This is a genomic window from Marinactinospora thermotolerans DSM 45154 (assembly GCF_900167435.1).
GTDB classification, from domain to species: Bacteria; Actinomycetota; Actinomycetes; order Streptosporangiales; family Streptosporangiaceae; genus Marinactinospora; species Marinactinospora thermotolerans.
Map to the genome: position 1 here is coordinate 228639 of NZ_FUWS01000001.1, position 12351 is coordinate 240989.

A 12351-nucleotide genomic window follows, 5' to 3' on the forward strand; every position below is an offset into this window, starting at 1 on the left:
GGGGCACGCCCCCCGGCGGCGCTCCCCCGACAGCGACCAGAAAGCGAGCGACCGACGTGGCGCTGAAGAAGATCATCAACCGGCCGGCCGACTTCGTGGACGAGCTGACCGAGTCCCTGTTGCTGGCCCACCCCGACCGGTTGCGTGCCGCCTCCGAGGACCGGCGCGCCCTGGTGCGCGCCGACGCCCCCGTACCGGGCGAGGTGGGCATCGTCACCGGCGGCGGATCGGGCCACCTCCCCCTGTTCCTCGGCTACGTGGGCGAGGGCCTCGCCCACGGGGTCGCCGTGGGCAACGTGTTCTCCTCGCCCTCGGCCGAGCAGATCGCGGCGGCCACCCGGGCCTGCGACGGCGGCGCCGGCGTGCTGTACCTGTACGGCAACTACGGCGGCGACATCTACAACTTCGACCTGGCCGCCGACATCGTGGCCGCCGACGGCATCCGGACGGCGACCGTGCTGGGCACCGACGACGTCTTGTCGGCTCCGCCGGGCAAGGAGGACACCCGGCGCGGCGTGGCCGGACTGTTCTTCGCCTACAAGACGGCCGGGGCCGCGGCACGCCGTGGTGACCCCCTGGAGGGGGTGCGGGAGATCGCGCAGCGCACCGTCGACCGGACCAGGACCATGGGCGTCGGCCTGTCCCCCACGATCCTGCCGGCCGCGGGAGAGCCCACCTTCACCCTGGACGAGGGTGAGATGGAGGTGGGCATCGGCATCCACGGGGAACCCGGCAGTCACCGGGGCCCGCTGGAGACCGCCGACGAGATCACCGACCGTTTCCTCACCGAGATCCTGGGCGAGCTCCGCCCCTCGACGGGCGACCGGGTCGCGGTCCTGGTCAACGGCCTGGGGGCGACCCCCCTGGAGGAGCTCTACCTGATCTACCGTCGGGCGCACCAGGTGCTCACCGAGCGAGGTGTGCGCATCCACCGCACCTACATCGGGGAGTTCGCCACCAGCCTGGAGATGGCGGGGGCCTCCCTGTCGGTCCTCCTGCTCGACGACGAGCTCGCCGGGCTGGTGGACGCCCCCGCCGCCTCGCCGTTCTTCTCCCAGGGGGCCGCCGCGCCCTCTCGGCCGGACCGTGACGCGCCGCGGCAGGGCACGGCCCCCGTTACGCGTTCCTCCTCCGGACAGAAGGACGGGCCGCGCCGCACCGGGCGGCCCAGCCGCCTGCGCGCGGTGCTTCCCGCCGTGCTGGCCGACCTTCCCGGCCACGCCGAGGAGCTGCGCGCCCTCGACGCCCGGCTCGGCGACGGCGACCTGGGCATCACCGTGTCCTCGGGTGCCGCCGCCGCGCGCGAGGCGCTGCTGGCCCTGCCCGAGGACGTCCACCCCGGTGACGCCCTGCGCGCCGCCGGCACCGCCTTCGCCTCGGCCAACCCCTCGACCTTCGCCGCGTTGGTCGGGTCGGGCCTGCTCGCCGCCGCGGCCGAGGCCGACGAGACGGCCGACGCCTCGCCGGCCGGGGTGGCGCGGATCGTGGCGACGCTCGCCCGCCGGGTCCAGGAGCGTGGGGGCGCCCGGTTGGGCGACAAGACCTTCCTGGACGTGCTGGAGCCGGTCCGTCAGACGCTGACGGAGGCGGCGGAGGGCGCGTCTCCCCTGGAGGTGGCCGATGCCGTCGTCTCCGCCGCGGCCCGCGCGGTCGAGGAGACCGCGGGGTTGACCTCGGCACGCGGCCGCGCGGCCTGGGTCGGCGATCGAAGCGCCGGTGAACGCGACCCCGGCTCGGTCGCGGTGCTGCGGTTCGTGGAGACCCTGCGCGCGCACCTGGGCTGACGACTCCGTTCGCCTCGACGAGGGTCTCCCCTTCCCCGTCCGCGGGGAGGCCCTCAGGGGCGAGGAAAAAACAGGATGACCGCCGCCACCCCGTCCTCTAGGGTCGGGGCGTGCCCAGACATATCGCTCTCCTCCGCCCCACCGGACTCACCGACCAGGTCGACTACGCCTACGCCGCCGTGACCGACGCCCCCGCGAGGAGCATCTTCACCGCGGGCGCCTGCCCCTTGGACGAGGAGGGGCGCACGGTCGCCGTCGGCGATGTCGCGGGCCAGGCCGAACAGGTGATGCACAATCTGGCCGTGGTGCTGCACGAGGCCGGGGCCTCGCTCGGCGACGTGGTCAAGTCGACGGTCTATGTCGCCTCCTCACGGCAGGAGGACCTCGTCGCGGCCTGGAACGTGGTCAAGAGGCATTTCGGCGAACACGACGCGCCGAGCACGCTGCTGGGCGTCGCCGCCCTCGGTTACGACGACCAGCTGGTCGAGGTCGAGGCCATCGCGGTCCTCGGTTGACCGTCCCGTTGTGGCGGGAGGGGCAGGCGCCGCTCGACACCGCCACCCGAGGTCTTCCACGTGGCCGCCGGGGGCGCGGTCCCGGTCGCCGCGGCCCGGCGGAGGCCCGGGCGGCCCGTCGGTCAGCCGGCGTCCCGCCCAGGGTCTTGGCACGGCGCGCGACGCAACGGGGCCGCGTCCAGGCCACAGGCGTAGGGAGAGGGGCCCTCCTCCGCCTCGCCCCGCGGACGCCGGATCAGCAGGAGGGCGACCAGCCCCGCCGACGCGGCCAGCGCCGCGGCCACCAGCATCGCGCTGGAGAACCCCGCGTCGAACCGGGCCGGATCGAGATAGGCGTCGCCCGCCACCCCCACCAGCGCCGGCACCGCGGCCACCGAGGCGAGCTGCGCCGCCCGCGACACCGCGTTGTTGACCCCCGAGGCGACGCCCGCGTCGGCGGGACCGGCCGCGCCGAGCGCGGTCGCCGTCAAGGGTGCCACCGTGGCGGCCAGGCCCAGCCCCAACAACACGACCGCGGGCAGCACCTCCGTCACGTAGCCGGATCCCGGCCCGATACGTCCCATCAGGAGCAGGCCGAGCGCCATGACCAGTGGCCCGGCCGTCATCTGCGCGCGTGGGCCGATCCGGCGGGCCAGGTCGCCCGAACGCGCCGACAGCAGCAGCATGAGCAGCGTGATCGGCAGGGTGGCGACACCGGCCTGCACGGCGCTGTAGCCCAGGACCTGTTGGAGCTGGATCACCAGCAGGAAGAACGTCACGCCCAGCGCCGCGTACACCCCCAGCGTCACCAGGTTGGCCGCGACGAAGACGCGGTCGGCGAACAAGCGGGGCGGGATCAGGGGATGACGGCTGCGCCGCAGCGATCGGGCGAACAGCAGGACGACGAGGACGCCGGTTCCCGCGGGGACGAGGAAGCGCCACGAGGAGACGCCCACCTCCCCCGCCACGGTGAGGGCGTAGGTCAGCGCCCCCAGGGACACGACGGTGAGCGTGGCCCCGGTCCAGTCGAGCCTCCGTCCCCCGCCCTCCTCGGGGCGCGATTCGGGGAGATGGCGCAACCCGACCGCCACCACCAGGGCCGCCAGCGGGACGTTGATGAGGAAGATCAGACGCCAGTCGCCGATGTCCACCAGCCAGCCGCCGAGGAACGGGCCCGCGGCGTTGGCGACCCCGGTCAGGCCCGACCAGGCGCCGATGGCCCGGCCCGAGTCGTCCTCGGTGAACTCCGCCTCCAACAGGGCCAGGCTGTTCGGGGTCAGCAGGGCGGCGCCGACACCCTGCGCGACCCGCGCGGCGATCAGCGTCTCGATGGTGGGTGCGAGCGCGCACAGGACCGAGGCCAGCGCGAACCCCACCGTGCCGATGAGGAAGACCCTGCGCCGCCCGACACGGTCGCCCAGCGAGCCGCTGATCAGGATCAGCGCGGCGAGGGTGAGGGTGTATCCGTTGAGCACCCATTGCAGGCCCGCCATGGAGGCGTCCAGGTCGCGCCCGATGGCCGGCAGCGCCACCCCCACGACGCTTCCGTCCAGGAATCCCATGCCCGATCCCACGACGGTCGCCAGCAGTACCCAGCGCGCCCGCGCGCTTCCCCAGGTGATCGTGCCCACGCCTGCTCCAGCGGATCGTCCACACCCGCGAGGGGCGGGTTCTCGGGTCGGGGCGTCGCAGTGGCGGACCACCCCGAGTGATCACGCTAGGTCACCGGTCCGTCCCGGGCGCGGCGCCACCCCGATGCTCTCGGGATGGCGCCGGCTCAACCGGTGTAGCCGAGCCGGCGAGCGGCCAGGCCGGTCATGATCTCGTCCGTTCCACCGCCGATACCGAGGATCCGCACGTCCCTGTAGTGCCGTTCGATCTCCGCCTCGCGCATGTAGCCGAGACCGCCGTGGAGCTGTACCGCCCGGTCCACCACCCACGCCCCGGCCTCGACGGCGGTGTTCTTGGCGAAGCAGGTGGCCGTGACGACGTCCTCGCCCGCGAGGTGGCGTCGCACGACGTCGCGGACGTAGCAGCGCGCGACGTCGATGCGGCGGGCCATCTCGGTCAGCGTGTGCTGGACCTGTTGCCGGGAGATGAGTGGACGGCCGAACGTGGTGCGCGTCCGGCACCAGGCGACGGTGAGGTCGAGGGCCCGTTGCGCCGTGGCGTAGGCCTGGACGGCCAGTGTCAGCCGCTCGGCGAGGAAGTGCCGGGCGATCTGGGCGAACCCGGAGTTCTCGGCGCCGACCAGGTTGGCCACCGGAACCCGGCAGTCGGTGAACGCCAGCTCCGCGGTGTCGGAACAGTGCCAGCCCATCTTCTCCAGCCGGCGGGAGACCGTGAACCCCGGTGTGCCTCGTTCGACGACGAGGAGTGAGACACCGTGCGCCCCCGCGCCTCCGGTGCGCACCGCGGTGGTGACGAAGTCGGCCCGGCAGCCGGAGGTGATGAAGGTCTTGGCCCCGTTGACGACGTAGACGTCGCCGTCACGGACCGCGCTCGTGCGCAGGCCGGCGACGTCGGAGCCGCCGTCGGGCTCGGTGATGGCCAGCGCCCCGATCAGTTCTCCGGCGAGGGTGGGCCGGACCCACCTGTCGATCTGTCCCGGATCGCCCGCGGCGGCGAGATGGGGGACGGCGATCCCGCACGTGAGCAGGGAGGCGACCAGTCCACCGGATCCCCCCGCGTAGTGCATCTCCTCGACGACGGTGAGGGAGTCCATGAGGTTCCCGCCGCCTCCGCCGACCTCGACCGGGAAGGCGGCCCCCAGCAAACCCGCCGATCCGGCGGCCCGGTGCAGCCGGCGAGGCAGTTCGCCGTCCCGCTCCCAGGCGTCGAGGTGGGGCAGTACCTCGGTCTCCATGAAGCGGCGGACCGACTGGCGCAGGAGGTCGCGTTCGGGGGTGGCGAGGGGGTCAGCCGTCATCACGGCCCCCCGGACCGGGCGAGGCCGTGGGTGGCGTTCCTGTCGGGGCGCGCCCGGGTCCGGGGGGTCCGGCGAACGCCTGGGCGATGTCCAGCCAGCGGTCGGCCTCCCGACCGTGGGCGCGCAGGGCGAGGTCGTCGCGGTGGCGGCGTCGGGTGACGAGGAGGCAGAAGTCCAGCGCCGGCCCCCTGACCCATTGGTCGGCGTCCTCGGGCCCCCAGCTCCAGGTGCGCGCCGTCCCTTCCGGGGACGGCGGAGCGTCCAGTTCGACGCGGAAGGGGGCGGGGGGCGCCGGCAGCCCGTTGGTGGCGAAGGCGTGGTCGCGGGCGCGCACTCCGATGTGGGCGACGTGGCGCAGCCGTTCCGTCGGTTCCGTGGCGATCCCCAACGCGTCGGCGACGTCCAGCCCGTGGGCCCAGGTCTCCATCAGGCGCCCGGTCATCATCGACGGTGCGCTCATGGGCGGCCCGAACCAGGGCAGCTTGGTCCCCTGGGGTATCCCGGTCAAGACGTCGAGCAGCGCGTGGCGTCCCCTCCGCCAGCGGTCGAGCAGCGCTGCCGGCTCCTCCTCGGCCCCGGCCTCGGCCCCGTCGTCGACGTAGCGGTCGAATTCGAGGGCCTTGGCGAACTCGGCCGCGAAGTCCGCCGGCCGGGTGGCCGCGAGCAGGGCGAGGCGGTCGGTCCAGGCGAGATGGGCGATCTGGTGGGCGATCGTCCAGCCGGGGGCGGGGGTGGGCGTCGCCCATCGGCGTGGTTCCAGTGGCGCGACGAGCCGGTCCAGGGCCGCGCCCTCGGCGTGCAGGTCCTGGGCCAGGCCGGCGGGGTCGATCATCGGTACACCTCCCGGGGCGGCGGTGGGCCGCGTCGGGCCCAGCCTCGCACCGCTCCCGGACAAAAACAAGCACGCGCGATTGTTTTTGTCGGCCGGTCCGCGCCTCCCGCTTCCCTCCCTCTCCTCCGGGTAGGGAGGCGGCCATGCGCGTACTGGTGACGGGATGGTTCAGTTTTTTGGACGGAGAGGCGACGGCCGGGGACGTGGGCAGCGCCCGGACCGTCGCGGCGGCCCTGACCGGGGCCGGGATCGCCCACGACATCGCCTGGAGCCCGGCCTTCCGCCCCGGCGCGACCACCCTGGAGGACGCCGACCCCCACCACTACAGCCACCTGTTGTTCGTGTGCGGGCCCGCGCACGGGGACCAGGTTCGCCGGCTGCACGAGCGCTACGCCCGCTGCCGCCGCGTCGCCGTGGGAGTGTCCGTGATCGATCCGCACGACCCGGCCGTTCGAGGCTTCCACCACCTGATCGCGCGCGACGCCCCCGGCCGCGCCCCCCGCGCCGACCTCGCCCACTCCGCGCCCGTCGAGGACGGCGGCCCCGTGGTCGGTGTCGTCGTCGCCCCTCGTCAGCCCGAGTACGGGAGGCGGGGGGCGCACGAGGCGATCCATGGGCGGCTGACCGGGTGGTTGGCGCGCCGGGACTGCGCGCGGTTGCCGCTGGACACCCGGCTGGCCTGGGAGGAGTGGCGGCACTGCGCCACCCCCGCCCAGTTCGACGCGCTGGTGCGGCGCGTGGACGTGGTGGTGACCACCCGGTTGCACGGGCTGGTGCTGGCGTTGCGCAACGGCGTCCCCGCCCTGGCCGTCGACCCGGTGCTCGGCGGAGCGAAGGTGGCCGCCCAGGCCCGCGCGTGGGGATGGCCGGTGGTCGTGACGGACACGGGGACGCTCCCGGTGGACCTGCTCGAACGGACGTGGGAGTGGTGCCTGTCCCCCGACGCCCGGACCGCCGCCCAGGCCCTCGCACCGGCCCCGCCCGAGCAGGCGCCGTTGGCCGCGGGACTGCTCGACCTGTTGGACGGGAACGCGGATCCGGCACCCGCCGCAACGCGCTCCGGCCCCGAAACGCGGTGAACCGTTTCGGGGCCGGCCGGGATCGTCCGTGTCGAGGAACTACTTGTGCCCGCTCGTCGCCTCGGAGGCGGCCACGTAGGGATGGTGCAGGTCGAACGCTGGACGCTCGGTCCTGATGCGCGGGAGCGAGGTGAAGTTGTGGCGTGGGGGCGGGCACGAGGTGGCCCACTCCAGCGAGTTGCCATACCCCCACGGATCGTCGGCCTCGACCGGGACGGCCCTGCGCGCGGTGATCCAGACGTTGGCGAAGAAGAACAGCGTGGAGGCGCCCAGGACGAAGGCGCTGACGCTGGAGATCAGATTGAGGGTGGTGAAGCCGTCAGAGGGCAGGTAGTCGGCGTAGCGGCGGGGCATCCCCTCCGCGCCCAGCCAGTGCTGGACGCCGAAGGTGCCGTGGAAGCCGAGGAACAGCACCCAAAAGTGCCACTTCGCCAGCTTCTCGTTGAGCATCTTGCCGGTGAACTTGGGCCACCAGAAGTAGAAGCCGGCGAACATCGCGAAGACCACGGTGCCGAACACGACGTAGTGGAAGTGGGCCACCACGAAGTAGGAGTCGGTGACGTGGAAGTCGATCGGCGGGGAGGCCAGCAGCACACCGGTCAGCCCCCCGAGGAGGAAGGTGACCAGGAAACCGATGGAGAACAGCATCGGCGACTCGAAGGTGAGCTGGCCCCGCCACATCGTGCCCACCCAGTTGAAGAACTTCACACCGGTCGGAACCGCGATGAGGAAGGACAGGAAGGAGAAGAACGGCAGCAGCACCGCGCCGGTGGCGAACATGTGGTGCGCCCACACCGTGACGGACAGACCGGTGATGGCCATCGTCGCGCCGACCATGCCCTTGTAGCCGAACAGGGGCTTGCGGCTGAACACCGGGATGACCTCGGTGATGATCCCGAAGAACGGCAGCGCCAGAATGTAGACCTCGGGGTGGCCGAAGAACCAGAACAGGTGCTGCCACAGGATGGCGCCGCCGTGCTCGGCGCCGTAGACATGGGCGCCGACGATGCGGTCGGCGGCCAGTCCCGCCAGCGCCGCGGTGAGCACCGGGAACGCCACGAGGACCAGGATGCCGGTGAACAGGGTGTTCCACGTGAAGATGGGCAGGCGGAACATCGTCATCCCCGGGGCGCGCATGCACGCGATGGTCGCCATGAAGTTGACCGAGCCCAGGATCGTGCCCAGCCCCGACACCAACAGCCCCATGATCCACAGGTCACCGCCGACGCCCGGTGAGCGCACCTCGTCCGACAGGGGCGTGTAGGCGAACCAGCCGAAGGCCGCCGCGCCGCCGGGCGTGAGGAAACCGAACACGGTGATGAGCCCGCCGAACAGGAACAGCCAGTAGCTGAACATGTTGAGCCGGGGGAAGGCCACGTCGGGCGCCCCGATCTGCAACGGCATGATCACGTTGGCGAACCCGGTGAACAGCGGCGTCGCGAACAGGAACATCATGATCGTGCCGTGCATCGTGAACAGCTCGTTGTAGACCTGGTTGGTGACCACCTGCAGGCCCGGGTAGAGCAGTTCGGCGCGGATCAGCAGCGCCATGATGCCACCGGCGACGAAGAAGCCGAACGCCGTGGCGATGTACATGTAGCCGATGATCTTGTGATCGGTCGAGGTGATCCACGAGACGATCAGGGCGCCTTTCCCGCGGGTGACCGGAGCCGCGGGAGAGGTCTCCGGTATGGGGTTGTCGGTACGGGTCACGAACTCTCCTCGGTGAGGTCGGCAGGGTGGTGCGCCGCCGCGCCCGTCTCGTCGGGGACGCGCTCCGCCGGGGCGGTCGGGTGGGCCTGCTCGAAGCGGGAGGCCGGCTCGCCCGGAGCCTGCGGGCCCGGTCCCGGCGGCGCCGGCTCCCGCCCGGCATAGGCGGTGAAGAGGATGAGGACCAGCGCGGCGAAGGCGACCATCGCGCAGATCAACGCGACGGCCCCCTTGGGAACGGGCTCGTAGGCGGGCGTGCCGACGGCCTCGCCGACGAAGCGGCGGACGAACTCGGGGTCCTCCGCCGAGATCCGTCTCTCGATCTCGCGGAGGCGCTGGTGGTCGGATCGCGACAGGGCCATGGCCCGGCCTTTCGCTGTTCATCGATGTGGTGACAAGGGCACGCCGCTACCCATGGTCTCCTTTCGGTAACCCGAAGTGACGGCTTTTCCCGCGGCGTGTCCCCGGCGAAGGCGTTTCGACGCGGGGGCCGGTGGTAGTCGTCCGGCATGGCCCGGGTCATCCGGCCCGCGGCAACGGCGACCCAGGGGAGAGATCATGGCCGGCAAGGTCCGTGAAGTGATGGCACGCAACGTTCACACCGTTCCGCCTCAGATGTCGATCCATGACGCCGCCGCGCTCATGCGCGACGAGAACATCGGTGACGTCGTCGTGGCCGAGGACGATCGCCTGCTCGGCGTGGTCACCGACCGCGACATCGTCGTGCGCGCGGTCGCCGAGGGCAGGGACGTCGACAACGAGCACGTGGACAGCGTGTGCAGTTCCGAACTGACCGTGATCAGCCCGGACGACGACCTGCAGGAGGCGGCCCGCCTCATGCGCGAGCGCGGGGTGCGCCGCATCCCCGTTGTCGAGAACGACCGCGTCACCGGGATGGTGTCGATCGGCGACCTCGCGATCGAGGTGGACCCCGGCTCCGCGCTGGCCGACATCAGCGCCAAGCGCCCCAACACCTGACCGGTTGGACGAGCGTCCGCGCGCCAGAAGCGGACGAGGGGGATCGGATCATGGCACAGGCAGAGTTCATCACCGTCCAAAAGGCGCTGTCCGGCATCGACTATCCGGCGGCCAAGAAGGACCTCCAGGAGCACGCGAAGCGGCACAAGGCCGACCAGCACGTCCTGGACGTCCTCGGCAGGATCCCCGATCAGCGCTACGGGGGTCCCGACGAGGTCAGCAAGGCGGTCGCCGAGGCGGCGCGCGGCAAGGGCTGAGGCGCGATACGGGCGAAGGCGGCGGGCGTGGAACCCTCCGTTCCACGCCCGCCGCCGTGCCCGGGCGCGCCCGGTTTGAAACCGGGGGCCGGGGATAGCTGGCCCCCATGCGAGGACCCCGCTTTCCCGATGGCACGCCCCGCGCGCCCCGCCCGGCTCCCGCCGCGGAGCCGACCTCCCGTTCCGAGGAACCGACGATCCTGGTCCTGCGCGCGCTCGGCCTGGGGGATTTCCTCACCTCCGTACCCGCCATGCGCGCGCTGGCCAAGGCGCATCCGGGGCACCGGCTGCACCTGGCCGCCCCGGCGGGGCACACCCGCCTGCTGGAACTGGCGGGGATACGGGCCGGAATCGTCCCGACCCCGCGCCTGATGACCCCGCCGTGGCCACGCGCGTTCCCCCCGACCCTCGCGGTGAACCTGCACGGCCGCGGCCCGCAGAGCACCGCCGCGCTGCGCGCGCTGCGGCCACACGGACTGTGGACCCACGCCCACCCCGACCTGCCGGGGCAGGACGGGGTGCAGTGGCGGCCCGGCCTCCACGATGTCGACGTGTGGTGCCGACTGCTGCGCTCCTATGGGGTCGACGCCGACCCCGATGACCTGCGGCTACCGCCCCCTCCGGTGGGAAGCCGCCGTCCGGGGGTGATCGTCGTCCACCCCGGAGCGGCCTTTCCGGCCCGCAGGTGGCCGGAGTTGCGCTTCGCCGAGGTGGTGCGCAGGCTCACCGCGGCCGGACACGACGTCGTCATCACCGGTTCGGCCGAGGAGCGGCCGATCGCGCTGCGGATCGCCCGCGTGGCCGGCCTGGACCCGTCCTCCGTGTACGCCGGTCGCACCGAGTTGTTCGACCTCGCCGCCCTGATCGCCGAGGCGTCCCTGCTGATCTGCGGCGACACCGGCGTCGCCCACCTGGCGACGGGGTATGCCACCCCCTCGGTCCTGCTGTTCGGACCGGTATCGCCGGCCCTGTGGGGTCCGCGCGTCGACGGGTTGATCCACGTCTGCCTATGGGCTGGACGCAGCGGCGACCCGTGGGGGGCCCGACCGGACCCGGGTCTGCTGCGCATCACCACGGGCGATGTGCTCACCGCGGCGGAGGAACTGCTGGACCGGCTCGCCTCTCCCGCCGTCCCGCGGGTCCCGCGCCGACGTGACGCCGTACACGACGAAAACGCGCGGGTCCTCCGGGGAGGTCGCTGAGAGAGCGGGGCGGACCCCACGCGAGGAGGTCCGCCCCCGGCGGCGCGTGACCGCTCAGCCCTTGTCCCGGGCCTGGCGGGTGGCCCTGTCGTTGGCCTTGCGAAGGGCGCCCACCAGCTCCTGCTTGCTCATCTTGGAGCGGCCCTCGACGTCGAGCTGCCGAGCCCGCTCATACAGGTGCTTCTTGCTCGCGTTGGCGTCGACGCCTCCCGCGGTCTCGCGGTCGCTCCCCCGCCCCTTGGGTGCGCGGGGATTGGCCGCCTGGGCGTCCGAGGGCCCCTTGCGCCCCTTGGGCTCCCAGTGGTCGCCGACCTTCTCGAACTCGTGCTTGAGCGCCGCGTAGGCGACGCGATGGGCACGTTCGCCCTCGCCGTAGCTGTCCACGGCGGAGTCGTGGGCCTTGGACCAGGTCTCCTGTGCCTTCTGCGGCGAGCGCCGCAGCGTCGCGGGAAGCTCCTCACGGGCCGGCATCCAGGTCACCTTCCTCTCCGCTCGGTCGGGCCGGACCCGAAGGCCCGGCAGGGGTTCACGGCAACGTCGCGAGCAGCCTGCGGCACGCCTCCGCACCGGCCTGACACGCCTCGGCGCACAGGCGGCAGTGCTCCTGGGAGTCGGCGTGGCGCGCGCACTCGAGCGCGCAGACCTTGCACGACAACAGGCACGCCTCCAGCACCGATCGATCCACCTCCGGATCGGCCTCGGTGCGGCGGGTCAGCACACGTTCGGCCATGGCGCAGACATCGGCGCAATCCAGCGCGCGCCGGATGGCGGTGACCACGTCACGGACGTCGATCTCGCCCAGGCAGGCGTCCGCGCAGGCGGTACAGGCGCGCGCGCACTCCGCCAACCGTTCCACGCACTCGGCCAGCGCGTCGATGTCGCCGGCGGCGTCACGGGGGTGGGCGCGCAGGAACCGTTGGGTCCGAGAGGCCATGGCTCCCCCTTCGACTCGCGGCGCGGAACCTCGTACCACTCGGGCTACCGCGAAACCATCGCGGTAAACGCCGCCCGTCGCGGCCCCGGTCCGGGCGTGGGAACGCCCGGACCGGGTAGTCGACCATGCGGCCCGGCCAAACGGCGGGGCCG

General features: G+C 72.7%; 13 protein-coding genes. 6 read left to right on the plus strand and 7 right to left on the minus strand.

Translation table 11 applies throughout. The annotated features are described in order from the left end of the window. The first annotated feature begins 56 nt into the window (after positions 1-56). A complete protein-coding gene (locus tag B5D66_RS01005) occupies positions 57-1784 on the plus strand; it encodes a dihydroxyacetone kinase family protein (protein WP_078759648.1) in 1728 nt (575 codons plus the stop codon). A 110-nt stretch (positions 1785-1894) separates the two neighbouring features. Continuing rightward, positions 1895-2299, plus strand: a complete 405-nt coding sequence (locus B5D66_RS01010) for a RidA family protein (RefSeq protein ID WP_144290644.1) — start codon at positions 1895-1897, stop codon at positions 2297-2299. 122 nt (positions 2300-2421) lie between these two features. Here the strand turns inward: B5D66_RS01010 and B5D66_RS01015 are convergent, their stop codons facing one another. From B5D66_RS01015 to B5D66_RS01025, 3 genes are all read right to left on the minus strand, one after another. Next, entirely contained in the window at positions 2422-3909 is a 1488-nt protein-coding gene (locus B5D66_RS01015) for an MFS transporter (protein WP_200813469.1), read from the minus strand. Between the two features lie 146 nt (positions 3910-4055). Continuing rightward, positions 4056-5207 (minus strand): acyl-CoA dehydrogenase family protein, encoded by a 1152-nt coding sequence (locus B5D66_RS01020; RefSeq protein WP_078760008.1) that lies wholly within the window; start codon positions 5205-5207, stop codon positions 4056-4058. Beyond that, a complete protein-coding gene (locus B5D66_RS01025) occupies positions 5197-6039 on the minus strand; it encodes a TIGR03084 family metal-binding protein (RefSeq protein WP_078759649.1) in 843 nt (280 codons plus the stop codon). The genes B5D66_RS01020 and B5D66_RS01025 overlap by 11 nt, the downstream gene beginning before the upstream one ends. Before the next feature lie 143 nt (positions 6040-6182). On the opposite strand from B5D66_RS01025, the gene B5D66_RS01030 reads away from it, so the two are divergent. Further along, a complete protein-coding gene (locus B5D66_RS01030; protein WP_078759650.1) occupies positions 6183-7118 on the plus strand; it encodes a polysaccharide pyruvyl transferase family protein in 936 nt (311 codons plus the stop codon). Positions 7119-7157: 39 nt separating this feature from the next. Here B5D66_RS01030 and ctaD read toward each other — a convergent pair whose 3' ends face one another. Together ctaD and B5D66_RS01040 are read right to left on the minus strand one after the other, a co-directional pair. Further along, positions 7158-8810 carry an aa3-type cytochrome oxidase subunit I gene (ctaD, locus tag B5D66_RS01035; RefSeq protein ID WP_394330025.1) on the minus strand — a complete coding sequence of 551 codons (1653 nt, stop codon included), beginning with the start codon at positions 8808-8810 and terminating at the stop codon, positions 7158-7160. A gap of 17 nt (positions 8811-8827) precedes the next feature. After that, positions 8828-9190, minus strand: a complete 363-nt coding sequence (locus tag B5D66_RS01040; protein WP_078759652.1) for a DUF3040 domain-containing protein — start codon at positions 9188-9190, stop codon at positions 8828-8830. 220 nt (positions 9191-9410) lie between these two features. Here B5D66_RS01040 and B5D66_RS01045 point away from each other — a divergent pair, with 220 nt between their 5' ends. The 3 genes from B5D66_RS01045 (at position 9411) to B5D66_RS01055 (ending at position 11265) form a co-directional block, all read left to right on the plus strand. Beyond that, a complete protein-coding gene (locus B5D66_RS01045) occupies positions 9411-9806 on the plus strand; it encodes a CBS domain-containing protein (protein ID WP_327307582.1) in 396 nt (131 codons plus the stop codon). A gap of 50 nt (positions 9807-9856) precedes the next feature. Then, complete coding sequence (locus B5D66_RS01050; protein WP_078759654.1) at positions 9857-10063, plus strand: DUF2795 domain-containing protein; 207 nt, start codon at positions 9857-9859, stop codon at positions 10061-10063. A 107-nt stretch (positions 10064-10170) separates the two neighbouring features. Further along, on the plus strand, positions 10171-11265 hold the full coding sequence (locus B5D66_RS01055) for a glycosyltransferase family 9 protein (RefSeq protein WP_078759655.1): 1095 nt from the start codon (positions 10171-10173) through the stop codon (positions 11263-11265). Positions 11266-11319: 54 nt separating this feature from the next. Here the strand turns inward: B5D66_RS01055 and B5D66_RS01060 are convergent, their stop codons facing one another. Beyond that, complete coding sequence (locus B5D66_RS01060; protein WP_078759656.1) at positions 11320-11736, minus strand: ChaB family protein; 417 nt, start codon at positions 11734-11736, stop codon at positions 11320-11322. A gap of 55 nt (positions 11737-11791) precedes the next feature. Beyond that, positions 11792-12199, minus strand: coding sequence for a four-helix bundle copper-binding protein (locus B5D66_RS01065; RefSeq protein ID WP_078759657.1), 408 nt, complete (start codon positions 12197-12199; stop codon positions 11792-11794). Positions 12200-12351: the final 152 nt, after the last annotated feature.

Excerpts from the sequence above, each read along its gene's own strand:
- B5D66_RS01020 (WP_078760008.1), bottom strand. The coding sequence starts at position 5,207 with ATGACGGCTGACCCCCTCGCCACCCCCGAACGCGACCTCCTGCGCCAG.
- B5D66_RS01025 (WP_078759649.1), bottom strand. The coding sequence starts at position 6,039 with ATGATCGACCCCGCCGGCCTGGCCCAGGACCTGCACGCCGAGGGCGCG.
- B5D66_RS01030 (WP_078759650.1), top strand. The coding sequence starts at position 6,183 with ATGCGCGTACTGGTGACGGGATGGTTCAGTTTTTTGGACGGAGAGGCG.
- B5D66_RS01040 (WP_078759652.1), bottom strand. The coding sequence starts at position 9,190 with ATGGCCCTGTCGCGATCCGACCACCAGCGCCTCCGCGAGATCGAGAGA.
- B5D66_RS01045 (WP_327307582.1), top strand. The coding sequence starts at position 9,411 with ATGGCACGCAACGTTCACACCGTTCCGCCTCAGATGTCGATCCATGAC.
- B5D66_RS01050 (WP_078759654.1), top strand. The coding sequence starts at position 9,857 with ATGGCACAGGCAGAGTTCATCACCGTCCAAAAGGCGCTGTCCGGCATC.
- B5D66_RS01055 (WP_078759655.1), top strand. The coding sequence starts at position 10,171 with ATGCGAGGACCCCGCTTTCCCGATGGCACGCCCCGCGCGCCCCGCCCG.
- B5D66_RS01060 (WP_078759656.1), bottom strand. The coding sequence starts at position 11,736 with ATGCCGGCCCGTGAGGAGCTTCCCGCGACGCTGCGGCGCTCGCCGCAG.
- B5D66_RS01065 (WP_078759657.1), bottom strand. The coding sequence starts at position 12,199 with ATGGCCTCTCGGACCCAACGGTTCCTGCGCGCCCACCCCCGTGACGCC.